The 21,226-nt window shown below is 71.5% G+C and carries 20 protein-coding genes; 14 read left to right on the top strand and 6 right to left on the bottom strand.

Going from position 1 to position 21,226, the window contains the following annotated elements; all coding sequences use genetic code 11:
- Positions 1–5: 5 nt before the first annotated feature.
- Positions 6–1,379 (bottom strand): M14 family metallopeptidase, encoded by a 1,374-nt coding sequence (locus tag ACZ6BB_RS11320; protein ID WP_471615019.1) that lies wholly within the window; start codon positions 1,377–1,379, stop codon positions 6–8.
- A 407-nt stretch (positions 1,380–1,786) separates the two neighbouring features.
- On the opposite strand from ACZ6BB_RS11320, the gene ACZ6BB_RS11315 reads away from it, so the two are divergent.
- Entirely contained in the window at positions 1,787–2,197 is a 411-nt protein-coding gene (locus ACZ6BB_RS11315; protein WP_037727313.1) for an ATP-binding protein, read from the top strand.
- 390 nt (positions 2,198–2,587) lie between these two features.
- Complete coding sequence (locus ACZ6BB_RS11310; protein ID WP_471615018.1) at positions 2,588–3,910, top strand: Nramp family divalent metal transporter; 1,323 nt, start codon at positions 2,588–2,590, stop codon at positions 3,908–3,910.
- A 43-nt stretch (positions 3,911–3,953) separates the two neighbouring features.
- Here the strand turns inward: ACZ6BB_RS11310 and ACZ6BB_RS11305 are convergent, their stop codons facing one another.
- Positions 3,954–5,240: a hypothetical protein gene (locus ACZ6BB_RS11305; RefSeq protein WP_471615017.1), complete on the bottom strand. Its 1,287-nt coding sequence runs from the start codon at positions 5,238–5,240 to the stop codon at positions 3,954–3,956.
- 70 nt (positions 5,241–5,310) lie between these two features.
- Entirely contained in the window at positions 5,311–5,820 is a 510-nt protein-coding gene (locus ACZ6BB_RS11300; protein WP_471615016.1) for a SigE family RNA polymerase sigma factor, read from the bottom strand.
- A gap of 159 nt (positions 5,821–5,979) precedes the next feature.
- Here ACZ6BB_RS11300 and ACZ6BB_RS11295 point away from each other — a divergent pair, with 159 nt between their 5' ends.
- Entirely contained in the window at positions 5,980–6,570 is a 591-nt protein-coding gene (locus ACZ6BB_RS11295) for a hypothetical protein (protein WP_471615015.1), read from the top strand.
- A gap of 1 nt (position 6,571) precedes the next feature.
- Here ACZ6BB_RS11295 and ACZ6BB_RS11290 read toward each other — a convergent pair whose 3' ends face one another.
- The 3 genes from ACZ6BB_RS11290 to ACZ6BB_RS11280 all read right to left on the bottom strand — a co-directional run bounded on the left by ACZ6BB_RS11290 (position 6,572) and on the right by ACZ6BB_RS11280 (position 10,060).
- Complete coding sequence (locus ACZ6BB_RS11290) at positions 6,572–7,576, bottom strand: CU044_5270 family protein (RefSeq protein ID WP_471615014.1); 1,005 nt, start codon at positions 7,574–7,576, stop codon at positions 6,572–6,574.
- Complete coding sequence (locus ACZ6BB_RS11285) at positions 7,573–8,253, bottom strand: RNA polymerase sigma factor (protein ID WP_471615013.1); 681 nt, start codon at positions 8,251–8,253, stop codon at positions 7,573–7,575. The genes ACZ6BB_RS11290 and ACZ6BB_RS11285 overlap by 4 nt, the downstream gene beginning before the upstream one ends.
- 97 nt (positions 8,254–8,350) lie before the next feature.
- On the bottom strand, positions 8,351–10,060 hold the full coding sequence (locus ACZ6BB_RS11280; RefSeq protein ID WP_471615012.1) for a chitinase: 1,710 nt from the start codon (positions 10,058–10,060) through the stop codon (positions 8,351–8,353).
- A gap of 293 nt (positions 10,061–10,353) precedes the next feature.
- Here ACZ6BB_RS11280 and ACZ6BB_RS11275 point away from each other — a divergent pair, with 293 nt between their 5' ends.
- The 11 genes from ACZ6BB_RS11275 (at position 10,354) to ACZ6BB_RS11225 (ending at position 21,212) form a co-directional block, all read left to right on the top strand.
- A complete protein-coding gene (locus ACZ6BB_RS11275; RefSeq protein WP_471615011.1) occupies positions 10,354–11,265 on the top strand; it encodes a hypothetical protein in 912 nt (303 codons plus the stop codon).
- Between the two features lie 88 nt (positions 11,266–11,353).
- Complete coding sequence (cpaB, locus tag ACZ6BB_RS11270) at positions 11,354–12,070, top strand: Flp pilus assembly protein CpaB (protein WP_471615010.1); 717 nt, start codon at positions 11,354–11,356, stop codon at positions 12,068–12,070.
- A 196-nt stretch (positions 12,071–12,266) separates the two neighbouring features.
- Positions 12,267–13,880 (top strand): AAA family ATPase, encoded by a 1,614-nt coding sequence (locus ACZ6BB_RS11265; protein ID WP_471615009.1) that lies wholly within the window; start codon positions 12,267–12,269, stop codon positions 13,878–13,880.
- 587 nt (positions 13,881–14,467) lie between these two features.
- Positions 14,468–14,800: a TadE/TadG family type IV pilus assembly protein gene (locus ACZ6BB_RS11260; protein ID WP_471615313.1), complete on the top strand. Its 333-nt coding sequence runs from the start codon at positions 14,468–14,470 to the stop codon at positions 14,798–14,800.
- A gap of 40 nt (positions 14,801–14,840) precedes the next feature.
- On the top strand, positions 14,841–16,181 hold the full coding sequence (locus tag ACZ6BB_RS11255) for a CpaF family protein (RefSeq protein WP_471615008.1): 1,341 nt from the start codon (positions 14,841–14,843) through the stop codon (positions 16,179–16,181).
- Positions 16,182–16,212: 31 nt separating this feature from the next.
- Positions 16,213–17,265: a type II secretion system F family protein gene (locus ACZ6BB_RS11250; RefSeq protein ID WP_471615007.1), complete on the top strand. Its 1,053-nt coding sequence runs from the start codon at positions 16,213–16,215 to the stop codon at positions 17,263–17,265.
- A 21-nt stretch (positions 17,266–17,286) separates the two neighbouring features.
- Positions 17,287–18,189 carry a DUF5936 domain-containing protein gene (locus tag ACZ6BB_RS11245; protein WP_471615006.1) on the top strand — a complete coding sequence of 301 codons (903 nt, stop codon included), beginning with the start codon at positions 17,287–17,289 and terminating at the stop codon, positions 18,187–18,189.
- A complete protein-coding gene (locus tag ACZ6BB_RS11240; RefSeq protein WP_471615005.1) occupies positions 18,189–19,580 on the top strand; it encodes a sensor histidine kinase in 1,392 nt (463 codons plus the stop codon). Before ACZ6BB_RS11245 ends, ACZ6BB_RS11240 begins: the two co-directional genes overlap by 1 nt.
- Positions 19,573–20,286, top strand: a complete 714-nt coding sequence (locus ACZ6BB_RS11235) for a response regulator transcription factor (protein WP_471615004.1) — start codon at positions 19,573–19,575, stop codon at positions 20,284–20,286. Before ACZ6BB_RS11240 ends, ACZ6BB_RS11235 begins: the two co-directional genes overlap by 8 nt.
- 105 nt (positions 20,287–20,391) lie before the next feature.
- Positions 20,392–20,601, top strand: coding sequence for a hypothetical protein (locus ACZ6BB_RS11230; protein ID WP_471615312.1), 210 nt, complete (start codon positions 20,392–20,394; stop codon positions 20,599–20,601).
- Positions 20,598–21,212 carry a pilus assembly protein TadG-related protein gene (locus ACZ6BB_RS11225; protein ID WP_471615311.1) on the top strand — a complete coding sequence of 205 codons (615 nt, stop codon included), beginning with the start codon at positions 20,598–20,600 and terminating at the stop codon, positions 21,210–21,212. The genes ACZ6BB_RS11230 and ACZ6BB_RS11225 overlap by 4 nt, the downstream gene beginning before the upstream one ends.
- The last annotated feature ends 14 nt before the right edge of the window (positions 21,213–21,226 follow it).

Raw genomic sequence — 21,226 nt, 5'->3', positions numbered from 1 at the left:
CACGGCTAGCAGTACTGCGCCTCCTTGCCGATCGACCGGTACATGCAGTCCGAGTTCTCCAGCAGCTGCAGCACCGCGTCACGGTTGCGCGAGGTCTCCCGGGCGATCACCTCGTCGGGCGGGTAGAACCCGCCGCCCCCGGCCGATCCCGGATACATCTCGAAGGTGTAGGCGAAGATCTTCTGGTTGCCCCACAGCCAGTCGTCGATCGACCCGTCCGTGATGTAGAGGTCGCTGGACTGCTCGGGCGTGTACCCGTTGCTCGTGGCCATCTTCCCGCCGACCGTCGCGAACGCGTTGCGGTCGTCCGTCGTCATCCCGGTCGTCGTGTTGGCGGTCGTGTACCCGAACGGCCACAGCACCAGCTCGCTGTAGGTGTGGAAGTCGATCGCGGACTTGATCTGCTGGACCCCGCCCACGACCCGGCCGCGCACGAAGTCGGCGACGACCTTCACCTCGGGCGCCGACTCGGCGGCCCGACCCCGGTAGGTGTCCGAGGACGTCGACCCGGACGAGCCGCCGCAGCAGCCCCAGCGGTAGTTCCAGTTGCGGTTGAGGTCGGTGCCGACGGCCGACGAGCCGCTGTTGGGCTGGCGGTTCTTGCGCCACGAGCGGTACGAGCCGGTGGCGACGTCGTACTCGCCGCCGTCGGGGTTGACGTCCGGGATGATCCAGATCTCGCGGTTGTTCACCATGTTCGTGACCCGGGAGTCGGTCCCGTAGTCGGAGGTCAGCTCGTCGAGCAGATAGAGCGCCATCTCGACGGTGAGGTGCTCACGGGCGTGCTGGTGGTGGGTGAACAGCACCTCGGGCTCGGCCTCGTCCGTGCCGACGTTGTCGCTGATCTTGATGGCGACGATGTTCCGGCCCTGGTACGTCGTGCCGATCACCCGCTGGCTGGCGATCGAACTGTTGGCCGCGACCACGGAGTTGATCTCGTTCGTCATCTCCGCGTAGTTGTGGTAGCGGGAGTCGGCGGACGGGAAGTCGAAGAGCCGTACGTCGTCCTCGCCGTTCGAGCGGTCCGGCGCCGCGCCGAGCTTGGTGATCTCGTAGCCCTGCTGCCTCAGCTTCTTGATCTGGTCCGCGCGTCCGGAGACGAAGACCGAGTGGTCGTCGGCGTCGTCCACGGTCACACCGGCCTGTTGCAGCGCCGTGCGTGACTTGCTGTCCGAGTGCATGTGGACCTCGTACTGGCGGATGTCGTCCGCCGAGGCCCTGGGCCGCTCGGCGCTGGTCGCCGTCGCGTCCGTGGTCGTCGCGGCGACCGGGGCGGCGAGGGCGAGGGCCAGCAGGGTGGCGAGGCCGGCGGTGCGGCGGCCCGATCTCCTGCCCGTGCCGTCGGGGGTGGCCGACCTGCCGCGTATGCGGAGTCGCATGAAGTCTCCTCTGTTCTCCAGGAATTCCGGGGTCTCCGGAAGTGGGGAGTGGAGCGGGGGGTGGATCCTTGCGACGTGCCTCGGGCCTGGCGACGACCTGGGGGCGTCCGGCAGGCCCTCGTGCGGGTGTGGCGCTCATGGTGGAGGTCTGGCATGACCAGGTCAAGAGTGGGAGGAGCGGCCGGTGGGCGCGTAAGCCGCGCACGACCGCGTAAGGGTGAATAGGTGTCATAATCCCCTGATTGTGGACGTAAGCAGGCAGGAAACAGGTATATGCACGGCCGGAAACGGGTAATCCTCCCCGTGTGCCGCGTACGTACGGCGGCAACCCTGGAAACATGCTGCATCGCTCCGGGGGTCTCCTTCCGGATTCCGGCCCCCATTTCGCCTCGTACCCCCAACCCCCCATGGGTGCGGGCCACTTGAGCGTCGAGTACGACCCCCGTCCCACCGCCGCCGCACAGGCCCGCGCGCAGGTGCGCCGGCAGCTGGAGGGATGGGGACTGCTCGACCAGACCGACACGGCGGAGCTGCTGGTGAGCGAGCTGGTCACCAACGCGCTCGTGCACGCGGAGAGCCGGCTGAAGCTGACTCTGTCGGCCGCGCACGGTGTGCTGCGCTGCGAGGTGTCGGACACGGACGGCCGCCCGCCCCGGGTGCGCCGGGCGACGACGGAGATATCGGAGAGCGGCAGGGGGATGTTCCTGGTGGACGCGCTGGCCGGGCGCTGGGGCTGCCACCAGGACGGGCCGGGCAAGACCGTGTGGTTCGAGCTCGGAACCTGCGGGGCGGACGGGTGCGGTCGGCGACAGCCGTAGCGCTCCGCCGGGGTCGGCGGCTTCGGTGGCCTCGGTGGCTTTTGGTTGCCGGGGCCGTCGTTCGCCTCGCCGGGGGTGTCGCTCGCGGGAGTCGTCGGTCGCCGGGGTCGGTCGTCTGCGGGCCTCGGGTCGTCGTTCGCCCGCGCGTTCGTCGTGGCCGGCCGCGCAGTTCCCCGCGCCTCTGAAGGGGCGCGCCCGCGTGGTTGTCTGCGCCCCCGAGGGGGGCGTGCCCGCGCAGTTCCCCGCGCCTCTGGGGGGCGTGCCCGCGGGGTTGTCTGTGGATTCCTGGCGGGGTGTGTCCGCGTGGTCGTGTGTGGATCCGTGTGGTGTGGCGGGGGTGTTCGGGAGGCCCTCTTGTTCGGGCGGGGGCTTTGGGGTTTCTTGACCTGCATGGCGGACACCACGGGAAACCCCACTGACACCCCCGCACCATCCGGCCCCAACCCCCCACCCCGCGCATCCAGTTGGAAGTACATCGGCCCCGGCATCGTCGTCGCCGCGACCGGTGTCGGCGCCGGTGACCTCGTCGCGACACTGATCGCGGGCAGCAACTTCGGTTACACCCTGCTGTGGGCGGCCGTCATCGGCTGCCTCGTCAAGATCTCCCTCGCCGAGGCGGCCGGCCGCTGGCACCTGTCCACCGGCCGCACCCTCTTCGACGGCTGGGCGAGCCTCGGCCGCTGGACGACGTGGTTCTTCGTCGTCTACGTCGTGATCTGGGGCTTCGTGTACGGCGCGGCCGCGATGTCCTCCAGCGCCCTGCCCCTGCAGGCGCTGTTCCCGGACGTCATGGACCTCAAGTGGTGGGCCGTCCTGTGCGGTCTGAGCGGTCTGGTCTTCGTCTGGTTCAACAAGTACGAGGTCTTCGAGAAGGTCATGACGGTCCTCGTGGGCGTCATGTTCGTCGTCACCGTCTACCTGGCGATCAGGGTCACCCCCAACCTCGCGGACGCCTTCGCCGGGCTCCTGCCCGTGCTGCCCGACGAGAAGGACTCGATCCTCAACACCCTCGGTCTGATCGGCGGCGTCGGCGGCACGATCACGCTCGCCGCGTACGGCTACTGGGTCAACGCCAAGGGCTGGACGAACACCGGCTGGATGAAGATCATGCGCCTCGACAACCGGGTCGCGTACATCACCACCGGCATCTTCGTGATCTCGATGCTCTTCGTCGGCGCCGAACTGCTGCACTCCGCGAACATCGCCATCGCCTCCGGCGACAAGGGTCTCATCCAGCTCGGCGACATCCTGGCCGACGAGTACGGCACGGCCACCGCCAAGTTCTTCCTGATCGGCTTCTTCGCCACCTCGTACACCTCGCTCATCGGCGTCTGGCACGGCGTGAGCCTGATGTTCGCCGACTTCGTGGAGCGCTTCCGCCGCAAGGCGGCGGTCACGGGCGAGGAGGTCGCCTCCGGCCGGCGCGAGAAGTCCTGGCCGTTCCGCGCCTACCTGCTGTGGCTGACCTTCCCGCCCATCGTCCTGCTCTTCCAGGGCCAGCCGTTCCGCCTGATCATCCTCTACGGCGTCCTCGGCGCGGCCTTCCTCCCCTTCCTCGCCGCCACCCTCCTGTGGCTCCTCAACTCCTCCCGCACCCCGAGGGAATGGCGCAACGGCGTCCTCAGCAACACGATGCTGGCCCTCGCGGGCCTGCTGTTCCTGGTCCTGGCCGTGAAGCAGATCTGGGACCAGCCGTGGGCGGACTTCTTCTGACCCGCTGCGAGGACGACCTCGCTGCGAGGAGCGGCGGGACCGGCTAGCCGATCGTCTTCCAGGTCCCGCTGGTGGCGATCTCCTTCAGCTGCGCCATGGTGAGCGCGGGGGTCCCGCGGGTCGCGGCCGTGTGCTGGGCGCCGGAGTTGAAGGCGCTGATCACGACCCGCAGCCCGTCGGTGCGGAGCGTGTCCACGGTCCACATCACGACCCCCTCGCCGCCCTTCTCGCCGGGCTCCTGCCGGACGGCGACCTTCGTGCCGTCGGGCAGGGTCTCGGCGTCCCCCTCGAACAGCGAGTCCGCGAGGTCCGCCATCCCCGGCTGCACATTGATCTGCACCAGGCTCCGCCCCTTGCCGTCGTCGAGGACGACATGGGCGAAGTCCGACTCCTGATTGCCCTCCTCGACGGTGTTGACCCCCTCCGGGAGCAGCCCGAGGAGCGTCTTGCGGATGGCGAGGCCGTCCACCGTCGGAGCGTCGACGGGACCGGTCCGGGGCTTCTCCGTCGACGACGGCTTCCGGTCCCCGTCCTCCGCCTCGTCCTCCGGAACGGCGTCGACGACCTCGCGCCACTGCGGCTCCGTCACGATCGCCCGCAGAGCGGCGATGGGCAGCGGAGGCTCCGCACGGGTGACCGGCGCGTCCTTCTGCGCCTCGGCGTTCCACTCCATGACGCTCACCTCGAACCCGTCCGGGTCGACCAGCTGCGCGTACCAGTGCTTGGTGTCCACGCGGCGGTCGGGGTACTCGTACCCCTGGAAGAGCATCAGGCGCGCGCCGTCCGACAGGGTGCTCTCCGTGCAGGAGTCGTACCTGACGGCCGCCTTGTCGGGGCAGGCCGTCAGCTGCCGGGCCTGCTCGCTGTCGGGGTCGACCCGCCCGAGCGCCAGCTGTACCGCCGACGCGCCCTCCCCGTCGTCGTACACGACCCGTGCGTACGGCCCCGCCTGCGCGCCCGTGCCGCGCGCGGACTCCCCGCTCGACTTCCCCTCCGGCAGCAGATCCTTGAGCCGCTCGACGAGCTGGGCGCCGGACACCTTGCCGTCGTCGTCCCTGACGTCCGGCTCACCGGACCGCTCCGCCGCCACGGACTGCTTCCCGCTGCCGCCTCCGGTGCCGGGGAGCAGCACCGCCCCGCCCACGGCGACCAGCGCGATCCCGGCGACGCCGCCCAGCATCGCCGCCCGGCGCCGGAACAGCCGCCGCCGGCCGCGTGCGGCTCCGCCGTCGACCAGGGAGTGTCCCTCGGACTCGAAGCCGTCGCCGGCCCGGCGCAGGGCGTCGCCGAGCCGTTCCTCGAAGGGGTCTGCGTGCTGATCCAGGGGCATGACGAACCACCGTTTCTCGGAGTGGGGTGTGACTGTGGGTGTGCGTGCCGTCGGCATCCGGCGGGGTGGCTCAGGGGGTGGCGTACTCACCGATCGTGTCCCCGAGCAGGGCGCGCAGCCGGGCGAGGGCGCGGACGCACCGGGTGCGCACCGCCGCCGAACTGGTGTTCATCGCCGTTGCGGTCTCCTCGATGGACCGGTCCTCCCAGTACCGCAGGACGACCACCGCCCGGTCCTTGGGCGGCAGTTGTGCCAGCGCCTCGACGAGGGTGAGCCGCAGCGACGAGTCGGAGCCCGGTGCGGCGGGCACGTCCGGGAACACGTCGGTGGCCCGTTCCCCGCTGCTGCGCCGCCTGCGGTGGGCGAGGAAGGTCCTGGTCAGCACGGTCTGCGCGTATCCGGCCGGGTTCTCCGCCCGCCGCACCCGCCCCCATTTCACGTACAGCCGCCCGAGCGTCTCCTGGACGAGGTCCTCGGCGAGATGCGTGTCCCCGCCGGTGAGCAGACACGCGGACCGGTACAGATGCCCCGCGCGCGCCGCCGCGAACTCCTGGTATCCGTCCGCGCGGACTTGTCTCATCTCCGGCTCCCCCTGAACGAGCTCGTGTGGGCCTGGGCCGCTGCTTCTCTCCGCCGCCTCTCACTCCCTTGATGCGGTGGCCCCCGGGGAATGTTTCACGGGTGGGTGAGGGATACGGTGCCGTACGAACATCAGCACGGGGCAGGGGGACGAACAGTCATGGAGCAGCCCGAGCAGGGTCACCAGCCGCCACCACCACCGCCGGCGCAGCCGTGGACGGCGTCGGGGGACCGGCCGGGCTTCGGCCCCCCGCCCCCGCCGTACACGCCCCCCGCCGCGCCGCCCGGTCCACCCCAGCCCTACGCCCAGCCGCCCCAGCCCTACGCCCAGCCGCCCCAGCCCTACGGGCAGCCGCAGCAGCCGTACGGGCAGCCGCAGCAGCCGTACGGGCAGCCGCCCCAGGCGTACGGGCAGCCGACGCCGCCCGGCCACCCGTACCCCCAGCCGCCCGCGGGCGAGGTGCCGTTCCAGGGGCCGGAGTTCATGGCCGTCGACCGCCACAACTCCGTCGTCGTCGACGGCGGTGGCGTCGCCTTCGAGGACCACGGCGTCTCCGTCGACTTCCCCTGGCCCGAGATCCGCAGCGTCCACTACAAGGCGAGCGGCAACGGCAAGGCCCTCATGGTCGCCGTGATCCACGTCGACGGCACCTTCTTCGAGTGCTCCGTCGAGGCCAGGCCCCGCGAACGCCTCCACCAGTGGTTCGCCCACCTGGCGCAGGTCCTCGGCCACTACCGCCCCATGGGATGACCTACGACCCCGGCCGCTCGCGGTACGCGTCTACGACGGCCCGTTCGAGGACGGCGGTCTCGCTCAGGACCGTGCCCTCGGCGCCCATCGGGCCGTCCGCCGTGAGCCGGCTGCGTTCGCCGAGGAACGCGAGGGTCTCCCGGTCGAAGACCCACTCGGTGGCCCACTTGGCGCGTGTGTCGACGCGGCGGATGCCGACCCCGTGGCGTCCGGCGGGGTCGACCGCGTCGTCGGTGCGGGTCACCCCGGGGATCTTCGCGGCGGCCTCGTAGAGCGCGGCGGCGGTCCTCGGCGGCATGACCGTCTCCCCGAGCAGTCCGCCGATCCTGTCGAAGACGGCCTGTGCCTTCTCCTCGCCCTTCCATGTCCTGGTCAGGCGGTACAGCTCGGCCAGCAGGTCGTCGGGGTCGGTGGGCAGGGAAGCCAGCCACCGGTAGGTGGGGCGGTCGATCCCGGCGGGGACGCCGGGCGACCCCGGCGGCAGCAGCTCCCGGAGCGGGGAGTAGGCGCCGCCCTCGTAGTGCAGGGCCAGCTGCTTCACCGGGCCCGGCTCCTGCGACACCCACACCTCCCGCCGGTGCAGCTTCCCCGGCCTGTACGGGCCGTCCTCCACGGCCTCCGCGCCGGCCGTCAGGCTCTTGACGTAGACCAGTTGGTCGTCGCGGACCGGCTCGACCTCCGTGCGCGCGGCGACGTCGGCGATCCGGTCGAGCAGGACGACGGCGCTCCCGCCGTCGGAGCGCCGCGGACCGTCGCCGGAGTCCGTGGTCGTGACCAGACCGGCGGTCAGCACCCCGGCCAGGGTCAGCGCGGCGGCGGGCAGCCACAGCGCCGGGCGGGGCAGCCGCGGGCGGGGGCGGGGGGCCGCCGGGGCGGGAACGGTGGGCGCCGTGGCCCGGTCGTCGTCGATGAGTCGCATCAAACGGTCCTTGTGGTGGGCGAGGCGATCAGGCGGGACGTCCCGTTCGGGCGGGGGCGGCAGCAGTCGGGCCGGCACCTCGTTCATCGGGTTCCCTCCTGGATCTCCTTGAGCGGACGGGCCGCGAACACGGCCTCGCTCTGTACCTCTCCGCGACCGCGCCCCGGTTCCCCGTCCTCCGCGCGTTCCGCGCGCAGCCGCTCGTCGGTGAGACGGGCCAGCCGCGCGCGGGCCCGTGAGAGCCGCGACCGCACGGTCCCCACGGGCACACCCAGCGCCTCGGCCGCCTGCCCGTAGTCGAGGCCGGCCCACACGCACAGCGCCAGCACCTCCCGTTCCCCGCGCCGCAGCCGGCCGTACACCTGGCGCACGGCGGCGAGCCGGCGGGCGTCGTCCAGTCGCCCGGCGGTCTCCTCGGCGAAGTCGGCCACCGGGGCCGGGGCGGGCCGGCGGGCCAGGAACGCCAGCCGGCGGTTGAGACCGCGGTTGGCGTTGCGGGCCTTGTTGGTCGCCATGCCCAGCAGCCACGGCTTCAACGAGCCGCCGTCCGGCTCCAGTCGCCGCCGGGTGCGCCAGGCGTCGAGGAAGGTGTCCGCCATCACCTCCTCGGCCGTCGACCAGTCGCCGGTCAGCCGATAGGCGTGGTTGTAGACGGTCCGCGCGTACGCGTCGTAGACCTCCGCGAAGGTCTCCCGGTCGCCCGCCCGGATCCGTGCCCGGACCGAGGACTCCGCCTCCGCCCGTGCCCGCTCTGGGTCACTCATCTCGTATGCACCTCTCCCACCTCACACCCATGTCTGTCCGTGCGGCGGGAGAGGTTCCGGTGACCCGCGCCACACCGGCGCGGGTCACCCTTGTCGCCTACGGCAGCCCGTGCACGTGCGGCCCCACCGCGTTCGACCACGCGTTGCCCGCCGTGGCGTCCCAGTTGGTCGACCAGGTCATCGCGCCCCGCAGGTCGGGGTACGTCCGCGGCGGCTTGAAGGAGCCGCAGTTCGTGCCGCGCGTCAGACAGTCGAGGGCGTCGTTCACCACGGCCGGCGACACGTACCCGCTGCCCGCTCCCCGCGTCGAGGCGGGCAGCCCCAGCCCCACCTGGGAGGGTGCGAGACCGTTCTCCAGCTGGATGCAGGCGAGGGCGGTGAGGAAGTCCACCGACCCCTGGCTGTAGACCTTGCCGTCGCAGCCCAGCATGGAACCGCTGTTGTAGTACTGCATGTTGACGACGGTCAGGATGTCCTTGATGTTCAGGGCGGTCCGGAAGTACGCGTTCGACGTCGACTGCATGTCGATGGTCTGCGGCGCCATCGTGATGACCAGCGACGGGCCCGCCTTCGACGACAGCGTCCGCAGAGCCTGTGTCATGTAGGTCGCGTTGAGCCCGTTCTCCAGGTCGATGTCGACGCCGTCGAAGCCGTACGTCCCCATCAGCTCATACACCGAGTTCGCGAAGTTAGTCGCGGAGACCGAGTCGTTCACCGCCACCGTGCCGCGCTCACCGCCGACCGACACGACGACCTTCTTGCCGGCCGCCTGCTTGGCCCGGACGTCCGCCTTGAACCGGTCGACGGTGTAGCCGCCGAGCCCGGCCGAGTCGAGGTCGAAGGTCACCGCGCCCGGGGTGGCGGTGGCGTCCGCGAAGGCCACGGCGATGATGTCGTAACTCGGCTGCACGTCCGAGAGGTGCTGGACGGCGGCCCCGTTGTCGAAGTTCTGCCAGTAGCCGGTCACGGCGTGCTTCGGGACGCCCGTGCCGCCGCCCGGAGTCGCCGTCGTCGTCCCGGTCACCGTCGCCGAACGCGCCGACTCACCGGCCGCGTTCGCCGCCGTGACCTGGAAGGTGTACGAGGTGGAGGCCGCGAGCCCCGTCACCGTCGCCGAAGTGCCGGTCACCGACCGGACCTTCGTACCGCCCCGGTAGACGTGGTAACCCGTGGCGCCCGCGACCGCGTTCCAGGCCAGGGACACCGAGGAGGACGTCGAGCCCGACACCGTCACCCCGGCCGGGGCCGACGGGACGGTGGGCGGCTGGTCGCCGCCACCGCCGCCGTCGGGGCCGAAGAGGGCCACGTCGTCGGCGTAGTACGCGGCCTGCCCGTACCAGCCGTGCGTGTGGACCGTCACCGAGGTCGTCGAGGGGCCCGTGGTGAAGGTCGTCGACAGCTGTTTCCAGGCCGCCGAGTCCGGGGTCCACGTCGAGACGTCGGTCGTGCCCGTACCGGTCGCGCCCAGGTAGGCGTACCCGCCGCGCACCCAGGCGCTGAGTGTGTACGTCGAGCCGGGCCGGACGGCCACGGCCTGGGTGCAGCGGGCGTTGTCCTGCCCGGCCGGGGTCGCCCGCAGCGCGGCCGTACCGCCGTGCACGGGGGAGGAGACGATGGCGCCGCTGCCCGCCGAACAGTTCCAGTCGCTGAGCCCCGACTCGAATCCGGCGTTCCTGACGTTGTTGATGTCGGCGGCGGACGCCTGTCCGGCGCCGACGAGCGAGAGACCGAGGGCGAGGGCGGTGACGAGGGCCGTGGTGACGGCTCCCGGCCGGAGGCGTGTCCGCTCCCGCGCTTCTGTCCGCATGTGTATGCGTCTTCCGTGTCTGAACATGCCCGGTACGCTGGTCCAGACCAATGGGGTTGTCAACACTCCCCGCGCGAAAGCCGTTCACCCGTACGAGGGGTCTCAACCGCCGCCACCACCTGCCGAGTTGGGGCATATGCGTCTCACTCTGTGTGGATACGGCCCGCACCTTCCGTGAGTTGATCAAGAGGATTCGGTGTTGATCTGGCCATGCCGTGGATATGGTGCTGATGCAAGAGGACGCAGGAGGGACGGCGGGCGGAACGCCGTTCCTCACAGGGCCAGCTGAGGCGGTGGGCGACCACCCCGCCGCAGCGAACGGGGTGGTGTGCAGCGTGCCGACCGCGATAGCCGTCACCAGTTCCGGCCTGGTGCTCCCCTCGCACGACCGGCAGACCCCGCCCGCGGTCGTCCAGCCGCAGGAGACCCTCGAAGCCTCTCTGGTCGGCATGCACGCCCTGATCGAGCAGCACGGCTATGTCATCGCCCTGCACTCGGCCTCCGACCCGTCCGCCCTCACCCGTCGGCTGCACACGGTCCGTTCCGTGCTGGAGAGCGACCGCATCGCCCTGCTCGGCGTGGACCTGCCCCCGCTCGGCCTCGCCCTGCTGGCCCAGCAGTTGCGGCAGCTCTCCGCGTGCGACTTCAGCCCGGGAGTGCTCGCCTCCTCCGTACGCCTGCTCGCGCACTACATCTACGCCGGCGCCCTCCTCGGCTCCGTCGCCAAGCTCGACCGGGTGCCGGTCTCGCTGAAGTCGCACGCCAAGTCCTGGCTGCCGGGCGCCCGGTTCGCCGTGCTGGCCAACCCCCGGCCCCAGCTCGTCCGGCTCGACGCCGCCGGTCAGGAGCCCCTCGCCGGGCCCGAGTTCGGCACCCGGCTGCTCGTCGCACAGGGGCCGCAGCCGCCGTCCGACTGGGTCACCGCGACTCTCGCCCCCGACTGGCAGGTCCAGGGGTCCCTGCCGGTGCCGCTGCCCGAGGAGTCCGTGCGCTGGTGGGGGACCGGCAAGCTCGTCGAGTTCGCCGCCGGGCTCTCGGACGTCTCCGTGCTCTACCAGCTCGTGTCGTCCGTACGCCGCGAGACGTGCCACTGGTGCGGCCTCGAACTCATCGGCGACCGCTGCGGATTCTGCGCGGCCCCGTTACGGGAGCCGGAACCCCCCGCCGACGAGGCCCGCGCGGCCCTTCCCCGAGGGGTCGCATGACAGTCGTACGACAACTCCACAGCCCGCGAGCAGGCGGAGACGGCAGGCCCGCTCAACTGCCCGGCACATCCCCACGAGGTGAGAAGTAGTGAACTCACGCCAGCGCCGCGGCGTCGTCCTGCTGGTCCTCTCGGCCCTGTGCGCCCTGGCCGCCTTCGCCGGGGTGCTCTCGGTGATCCGTGACGTGAACGCGAAGGTCGGGCCCGAGGTGACCGCGTACCGGCTCAAGGGTGACATCGCACCCTACAAGGAGCTGACGGCGGACCAGTTCGAGAGGATATCGATGCCCGAGCGGTGGCTGTCCGGCACCGCCGTCACCGAACTGTCGGAGATCCGCGGCAAGATCGCCGTCACCCAGCTGCGCAAGGGTTCCCTGCTCCAGTCGGACATGATCGTCGACCGGCCGGAACTCGAAGCCGGACAGCAGGAGATCGCGATCCTGATCGACGCCTCGACCGGTGTGGCGGGGAAGATCAACCCGGGGTCGCGGGTCAACATCTACGCCACCTTCGAGGAGAAGGACAGCGACTCCAAGAAGGACACGTCCAAGCTGATGGTCACCGACGCACGGGTCATCGACGTGGGCAGGCTGACCCCTCTCGAATCCGGCCAGTCCAGCAGCGACCGCCGGCGCACGGCCACCGAGGCCGTCCCGATCACCTTCGCGCTCGACACCGCCGACGCCCAGCGCGTCGCGTTCGCCGAGTCGTTCGCCGAGCACGTCCGGCTCGCCCTCGTCGGGGGCGGCGAGGCCACCGTCGTCGTACCGGACGACCGTTCGTACACCCTCGACGAGGACAAGTAGGAGGCCCCGCCATGAGGTCGGTCCGGAACGTCCGCACGAGGGCGCCTCGAACGAGGGTGCGTCGAACGCCGATGCGGGTGAGGGTGTCGAGGGTGGGCATGCTCCTGGGAGCACGGCGAACGAGGATGCCGAGCGCACCCTGCCGGTGCGAGGCGGCCGAGCCCCGCACGTCCGCGAACGGAACGGGGATCCGCCGATGACCATCCGCATCCTCCCCGCCGCCGGGGACCTCGACTCGGCCCGCGCCCTCACCACCCTGCTCGGCCAGCTGGCCGACGCCGAACCGGCACCCCACGTGTCCGACTCCACGGCCCTGCTGGACACCCTGGCGCGGCTCGCCGCCGACTCGCTGGACGAACTGCCCGAAGTGGTGATCGTCCACGAACGCATCGGCCCCGTACCGGCGTTGGACCTGGTCCGCGATCTCGTCCTGCGTTTCCCCGCCGTCGGCGTCGTCCTCGTCACCTCCGACACCAGCACCGGCGTCCTGACCGCCGCCATGGACTCCGGCGCCCGCGGAATCGTCAACCTCCCCCTCTCCTACGAGGCCCTGGCCGAACGCGTCCAGGCCGCCGCCGCCTGGTCGGCCGGTATGCGCCGCCACCTCGGCAGCCCCGCACCGGAGCTGTACACCGGCCCCGGCGGCACCGTCGTCACGGTCAGCGGCGCCAAGGGCGGAGTCGGCGCCACGGTCACCGCCGTGCACCTCGCGCTCGCCGCCCGCGCGTCCGGCCGTACGGTCGCCCTCCTCGACCTCGACCTCCAGTCGGGGGACGTGGCCTCGTACCTGGACGTCCAGTTCCGCCGCTCGGTCGCCGACCTGGCCGGCATCACGGACCTCAACCCCCGCGTCCTGCAGGAGGCGGTCTACGCCCACGACACCGGCATCGCCCTCCTCCTCGCCCCCGCCGAGGGCGAGCGCGGCGAGGAGGTGACGGACCGGGTGGCCCGCCAGGTGGTGGCCACGCTCCGCTCCCGGCACGACGTGGTGATCGTCGACTGCGGTTCGCAGGTGACCGCGGCCACGGCGGCGGCCGTGGAGATGGCCGACCACGCCCTCCTGCTGGTCACCCCGGACGTGATCGCGGTACGCGCCGCGAAACGCATGGTCCGCCTCTGGGACCGCCTCCAGATCCGCAAGGCCGAGGAGACCCTGACGGTCGTCAACCGGCTGTCCCGCGCCACGGAGATCCAGCCCTCCCTGGTCGAGAAGGTCACCGGCACGAAGGTGGCCCGCGCCGCCGTCCCCGCCGCCTTCAAGGAACTCCAGTCCGTCGTCGACGCGGGCCGCCTCCAGGACCTCGACGCCCGCTCGGTCGTCAAACAGGCCCTCTGGGCCCTCGCCGGAGAACTGGAACTGGTCGCCGCCCCGGAACACGGCCACGGCCGCCGCCGCAGGTCCTCCGCCGACCGCGGCGCCCTGGTCCTGCGGCGCAAGGGCGGCGACCGGGGCTCGGTGACCCTCGAATTCGCCGGAATGTTCCCCCTGCTCCTGATCACCATGACGATCCTCTGGCAGGCCGCCCTCTACGGCTACACCTACACACTCGCCGGCAACGCCGCCGACGAGGCCGCCCGCGCCGCCACCGCCGCGTACGCCGTCGACGGCGACGTCGCCGCCGCCTGCGAGGCCGCCGGCACCCAGAACCTCCCGGGCGCCTGGGCCGACACCGCCATCGACTGCGCCCCCGCGGGCACCGTCATGCGAGCCGAGGTCCAGGCCAACGTCCCCCTCTTCTTCCCCGGCTTCGACGCGGGCTGGACCGTCAACGGCGAGGCGGGCGCGGCACTGGAGGGAGACCCCCAGTGACCCCGAAGAACGAAACCACCCGCCCCCGACGACAGCTCGACACCCCCCGCCCTGAACACGGCCCCGCCCGCGTACGGCGAGAGGGGGGCGCACCCCCACCCGGGGACGTGCCCCCACCCGGGGTCAGCCGTCCGCGGCGAGAAGAGGGCGTGCCCTCACACGGGACCGACCACGCACGGCGAGACGGGGACGCGCCCCCACTCGGGGTCAGCCGTCCGCGGCGAGAAGAGGGCGTGCCCTCACACGGGACCGACCACGTACGGCGAGACGGGGACGTGCCCCCACCCGGGGTCAGCCGTCCGCGGCGAGACGGGGTCGTACCCCCACGCGGGGTCAGCCGTCCGCGGCGAGAAGAAGGCGCGCTCCCCCGCGGGGCCGGTCGCGTACGGCGAGAAGGGGGCGTGCCGGGGGGTGTCCGCCCGCAGCGGTTGGCGCGTCAACGCCCCGCGCCTCCCAGCCGACCGATTCCGCGCCGTTCCGAGGACGGATACCCCCCGGCACGCCCCCGACCCACCCACCGCCCCCAGGCGAACCCCCCACCCACAGAAGGCCGCCCACCCCACCGCTGGAACGACCGAGGCTCCTCCATCCTGGAGTTCGCCGGCTTCCTCCCGATCCTCCTCCTCGTAGGCATGGCCGCGATCCAACTCGGCCTGATCGGCTACGGCATCAGCCAGGCCGGCTCGGCGGCCCGCGCGGCGGCCAGAGCCGAGTCACTGCAACCCGGGGCCGGCGCGGCAGCGGGCGCCGCCGCGGCCAGCGCGTGGCTGAACCCCTCGGTCGACCCGGGAGGCGGCGGCACGGACACCACCACCGCCACGGTCACCGTCACCGTCCCCTCCGTGGTCCCCCTCTTCGACCCGGTCACCGTGGAACGCAGCGCCACCATGCCCAACGACAGCGACACCGGCAGCGACTGACCCCGCGACAGCCCCCACCCCGAGAGGAGTTGACAAGAAGATGAGCCTGCGATCCCGTATCGCCACCCCCGACGAAGGGGCAACCGGACGCGAGGACGGACACCTCGTGGCCGTCTACCGCGCCAAGCTCCTCGAAGAGATCGACCTGGCCGAGATGTCGGCCCTCACCGCCGCCGACCGCCGCGCCCGCCTGGAACGCGTACTCGGCCACATCATCAGCCGAGAGGGCCCGGTCCTCTCCTCCGCCGAACGCGCCCAACTGATCCGCAGGGTCGTCGACGAGGCCCTCGGCCTGGGCGTCCTCGAACCCCTCCTGGCCGACGCGTCCGTCACCGAGATCATGGTCAACGGCCCGGACTCGATCTTCGTCGAACGAGCCGGCCGCGTAGAACAACTACCCCTCCGCTTCGCCTCGACCGACCAGCTGATGCAGACGATCGAACGCATCGTCTCCACCGTGAACAGGCGGGTCGACGAGTCGAACCCCATGGTCGACGCCCGCCTCCCCACCGGCGAACGCGTCAACGTGATCATCCCCCCGCTCTCCCTCACCGGCCCGACCCTCACGATCCGCCGCTTCCCCCGCGCGTACACCCTCCCGGAACTGATCGACCTGGGCTCCCTGGACGAGCAGATGCTGATGCTGCTCGCCGCCTTCGTCCGCGCCCGCTTCAACGTGATCGTCAGCGGCGGTACCGGCACCGGAAAGACCACGCTCCTCAACGCCCTCTCCGGCCTGATCCCGCCCCGCGAACGCATCATCACCATCGAGGACTCCGCCGAACTCCAGCTCCAGCAGGAGCACGTGATCCGCCTGGAGTCGAGGCCCCCGAACATCGAGGGCAAGGGCCAGATCACCATCCGCGACCTGGTTCGCAACTCCCTGCGCATGCGCCCCGACCGCATCATCGTCGGCGAGGTCCGCGGCGGCGAGACCCTCGACATGCTCCAGGCCATGTCCACCGGCCACGACGGCTCCCTCGCCACGGTCCACGCCAACTCCGCCGAGGACGCGCTGATGCGGCTGCAGACCCTCGGCTCGATGTCCGAGGTCCTCATCCCCTTCGAGGCCCTGAAGGACCAGATCAACTCCGCGGTGGACGTGGTCGTCCAGCTCACCCGCTTCGCCGACGGCTCCCGCAAGGTCACCGAGATCGCCCTGCTCGTCTCGCACGGCCGCGAACAGTTCCGTATCGCCACGGTCTCCCGCTACGCCCCGGACCCCCTCGGCGCCGACCGGGTCGTCCACGGCCGCTTCGAGCACCTGCCGATACCGCGCCCCGTCGCCGAGAAGCTGTACGTGGCCAACGAGCCGCTGCCCCCCGCGTACGGCGTGGCCGAGGCCATCGACCCGCTCAACACCCGCCAGGCCATCGGATAGCCCCGAGAGCCCCGAGGAGGTAGGACCGAACATGGCGACAGCCCAGGCAGCCCAGGCAGCCCAGGAATTCCAGGAACTCCAGGCATCGCAGGCGCCCCTGGCAGCCCTGGCCCAGGCACACCTGGACCTGGACCTGGACAACACCACCCTGCTGGCCCTCGGCGCCACCGTCCTGTGCGGCACCCTCGCCGTCGCGGGCGCGCACGCGTACGTCTCCGGCCGCGCCCAGCGCCAGGCCCTGGCCGACCGCCTCGCGGGCAGCCAGGGCGGCGGCGCGGCGCGTACGGCGTCCGGCCGCGTACGGCGCTTCACGGCCGTCGACCGCCGACTGCGCCGCACCCGCCTGGGCCGGGCGATCCACCTCCGTCTGACGACGACGGGCCTCGACCTGACGGCCGGCGAGTTCGCCACGTACGTCGTCATGGTCGTCGTCGCCCTGTGGCTGATCGCGGCCACCACCCTGGCCCCCTTCTTCGGCCCGATCGCGGGCGCCATCGGCGTGTGGGCGGCGGCGATCTTCCTCAACTGGCAACGTCAGAAACGCATCGAGGCGTTCATCAACCAGCTCCCCGACGTCGCCCGCCTCCTCGCCAACGCCACCGCCGCCGGCCTCGCCCTGCGCACGGCCCTGGCGATGGCCGCGGAGGAACTGGAGGCCCCGGCGGGCGAGGAACTGGCCCGGGTGGCCGACCAGCTGGCGCTCGGCCGCTCGATCGACGACGCGCTCGGCGAGCTGGCCGAACGCCTGCCCTCCCGCGAACTGATCGTCCTCGTCACCACCCTCGTCCTGTCCAACAAGGCGGGCGGCACGGTCGTGAGTTCGCTGCGCAACCTGACCCAGACCCTGGAGGACCGCAAGGAGACCCGGCGCGAGGTCCGCACGATGCTCTCCGAGGTCAACGCGACCGCCTTCACCGTCCCCCTCCTGGGCCTCGGCTCCCTCCTCCTGATCAACTCCTCGAACGACGGCGCCCTGGCCCGGGTGACCGGCTCCCCCCTCGGCCAGCTCCTGGTCCTGATCTCGATCGGCCTCTACACGGTCGGCTTCTTCGTCATCCGCCGCCTCGGCAAGATCGAAGTCTGAGCAGGAGGCGGTGACACGACCATGACGACATCGATGCTCCCCCTGCTCCTGGCGCTCCTGACGGCCCTCGCCGTCGCGGGCGCCCTCCTCGGCATCCGCATGATCCGCGCCGAGGCGAAACTCCCCAGCGACCTGGCCCTCGCCCTGGAGGTCGGCGCCACCCGGGTCTCGAAGACCGGCTCGGCCGTCGACCGCCTCGGCATGCGCTTCGCCCCGCTCGTCCTGCGCCTCATGGGCCCCCGCCGGGTCGAGGCCAAGCGCCGCCGTATCGACATGGCGGGAAACCCCGGCGGCCTCACCCTCAACCGCTACGCCGCCCGCCGGGCCGTCTACGGCTTCTTCGGCGCCTTCATGGGCCTGGTGTTCCTGACCAGCGACCGCCCCCTCTTCGCCGCCTTCACCTTCGCCTTCGGGCTGCTGGCCGCCGACGCGGCCATCTGGCAGGCCGTCCGCGAACGCAAGGACGTCATCGACCGCACCCTGCCCGACTTCCTCGACGTCCTCGCGGTCGTGGTCTCCGCGGGGCTGGGCTTCCGCCAGGCCCTGGACCGGGTCGCCGAGAAGTACGAGGGCCCGTGGGCGGACGAACTGCGCATCACGCTGCGCCAGATGGACATGGGCGTCAGCCGCCGCCAGGCCTTCGACGAACTTCGTCGGCGCAACTCCTCCGAGCAGGTCGCCCAGTTCGTCTCGGCGCTCCAGCAGGGCGAGGAACTGGGCTCCCCGATCGCCGAGACCCTGATCCAGCTCGCCGCCGACATGCGCCGCACCGACGCCCAGAACGCCCGCCGCCGGGCCGCCCGCACCATCCCCAAGGCCACGCTGGTCACCCTGGTCTTCATGCTCCCGGCCACGATGATCCTGATCGCCACGGGCATGTTCCTCGGCTCGGGCACCGACTTCGGCGACATCCTGGGCCGCTGATGACCCCCCACCGAACGCTGACGCGACTGCGGGCCATCGTGCCGCCGGCACGACACCGGTGGGCGCGACGGCACCCGGCCGCCACCCCCGGCACCGGCTACCTCGCCGACGACGCCACACCCCCCGCCACTCTCCGGCTCCAGCTCAACGCCCTGCAGTCCCTCTCCCGCCAGACCTTCGCCGTCCGCCTGGTCACCCTCACCATCGGCACACCCTTCGCGATGGCCAACACCACGGACGGCCCCCAGAACCACGCCGTACTCCTCGCCGCGGTCCTCGGCATCACCGTCTCGTACGCCATGCTCAGGGACTGGGACCGCTTCGCCCCCCGCCTCCTCGCCCACCCCACCCTCATGGCCCTGGACCTCCTCTTCGGCGCGGTCCTCCTCCTCACCGCCTCCCCGGCCTCCCCCCTCGCCTACGCCACGGTCTGCACCCCCCTCCTCTCCGGCCTCCTCTACGGCTGGCGCGGCGCCGGTGTCCTCACCGGCCTGCAACTGGCCGTCCTCGTCACGGTCCACCGCACCTGGGAACACCACCCCGGCGCGGGCGTCAGCACCCTCCTCATCGCCGGTTTCTGCGTCGCGGCCGGGATCATCGGCGTCACCCTGCGCAACCTGATGTTCCGCTTCGGCACGGCCACCCAGGCGCTCTCCGAAGCGACGTCCCGCCTGGCCGTCGCGGAGGCCGTGGAGTCGGAACGCGCCCGCCTGGCCCGCGAACTCCACGACTCGGTGGCCAAGACCCTCCACGGCCTGGCCCTCGCCGCCGACGCCCTGGCGACCTCGGCGGACCGCCCGGCCCCCGACCCCGCCCAGCTGCGACGACAGGCCGGCCTCGTCGCCTCGGCCGCCCGCCGCGCCGCCGCCGAGTCCCGCGACCTCCTGACGGACCTCCGCAACCACACCGACCTGACGACGACCCCACCCGCGGACCTGCACACCGAACTGGCCACCCGGACGGCGGACTTCGAGTCCCGCTCCGGCCTGCCCACCCATCTGACCCACACGGGCGAGGCACCCGTGCCGCTCCCGCCGGAAACGACCCGCCACCTCCTGGCGATCACGTCGGAGGCGCTGGAGAACATCCACCGCCACGCAACCGCGACGGTGGCGGAGGTGTCCCTGAGGGTCACCCCGGACACCCTCCACCTCACGATCAAGGACGACGGCGTGGGTCTCCCGCCCGCCCTCACCCTCGAAGAGGCGCAGGAATCCGGCCACTTCGGCCTCCTGGGCATGGCGGAACGCGCGGAGCGCGCGGGCGCCGCTCTGCATCTGGGCTCGGACAGCACCGGTACGGCCGTGACCCTGACCCTCCCGCTCCCCGCACCCCCGGACGCCGAACCCTCCACCCCCGAGACCCCCCGACAGGAGGCCGCACATGCCTGACCAGCCGCAGGCACGCCCCGGCCCGCCCCTGCGCGTCCTCGTCGCGGACGACAACCCGGTGGTCCGCGCCGGCCTCACGGCCCTCCTGGACGCGCACCCCGACATAGAGGTGGTCGCCCAGGCCGTGAACGGCGAGGAGGCGGTGGCCCGAGCCCGCCACCACCGGCCGGACGTCGCCCTCCTCGACGTCCGCATGCCCGGCACGGACGGCCTCACCGCACTCCCCGAACTCACCGCGCTCTGCCCCGTGATGATGCTGACCTACAGCACGGAACCCGAGGTCGTGACCGAGGCACTGCGCCGGGGAGCGGTCGGCTACCTGGTCCACGGCGAGTTCACCGCCCCCGAACTGATCGCGGCGGTACGGGACATGAGAGAGGGCCGTGCGACCATCTCCACGACTGTCTCATCCTCGCTCGGCGTTTCCTACGAACCTTCACACGAAAGTCACGACCACTCTTCGCATCTGCAATCATCTGTGACACAGTTCAACCGACCGTCCTTCGGCCTGAGTTCAAGGGAGGTGGAGGTGATGGACCTCATCGCATCCGGCATGAACAACCGCCAGATCGCCGCCACCTGCTTCATCAGCGAGAAGACCGTCAAGAACCACATCAACCGCATCTTCGCGAAGCTGCACAGCTCGACGCGCGGCGAGGCGATAGCCCACTGGCTGGGCACGACCCCCGGGGGGTGGCCCCGATGACCCCACCCACCCGGCAAAGTTGGGCCCCCGGACCCACCCCCGGTACGCGAGGTCTCCCGTACGGTGATCCGGTTGGTGTCGGCATCGCGCGGGAAGGCAACCGCCATGAAGGTGAAGCACCGTTTCCAGGCCTGGAGGACCACCGTCGTCTCCCGCATGCGCGGGAAGGGGCGGGACGCGGGCGCGGGGTTCGTGGAGTACGCGGGCATCATGATCATCGTCGCGGGGATCTTCGTGATGATCGACGGGCTGGGGTTGGACGGGTTGATCTCGGGCGCCATCCTGACGGCCGTGAGCAACGTCATCGGCGGCTGACCAGCCTCCGGCCGTTCGACGACCGGGGGTCCACCCTCCCCATCTACATCTGGCTGACGGCAATTCTGCTCTTCACGGCGTTGGCCTTCTTCGCGTTCGCCCAGGCGGCGTCCGCCCGCAACGGTGCCCAGTCCGCAGCAGACGCCGCGGCGTTGGCAGCAGCCCAACAGGCCCGAGACGACCTGTTGCTGGACCTCGGGGACGCCGTCGAGGCGGGCGACGACTGGCTGGACTGGCTGGACCTCTCCGCTGGAGAACTCGCCGACGAAGGAGCCACGGCAGCTGCGCAGCAACTAGCAGCCGCGAACGAGTCGACCGTCCTCGGCGGTGCCGCATCCACAGAGGTGAACGGTTTTCCGGGTTTCACGGTCGAGGTCCAGACCGGCTACACCGTCGGCGAGTCCATCATTCCTGGCACCGAAAGCATGACCGCCACGGCCGCGGCCACTGCGGTCATTCAGCCACGTTGCGATTTCGCGCTGGACGCGGACCCCACGAAGCCCGTGACCCTGGACTGTGACGGCCAACCTGTGGACATAGACCCCGGAAATTTCGATCCGGACGACCTTCCCGACGCGTCTGTGATGTTCTCTGTGCGTCTGGCCGAGTGAGAGGAAGCTGTGTC

The sequence above is a fragment of the Streptomyces sp. NPDC041108 genome, assembly GCF_055592645.1.
This window is presented reverse-complemented; position numbering and strand designations above follow the sequence as displayed.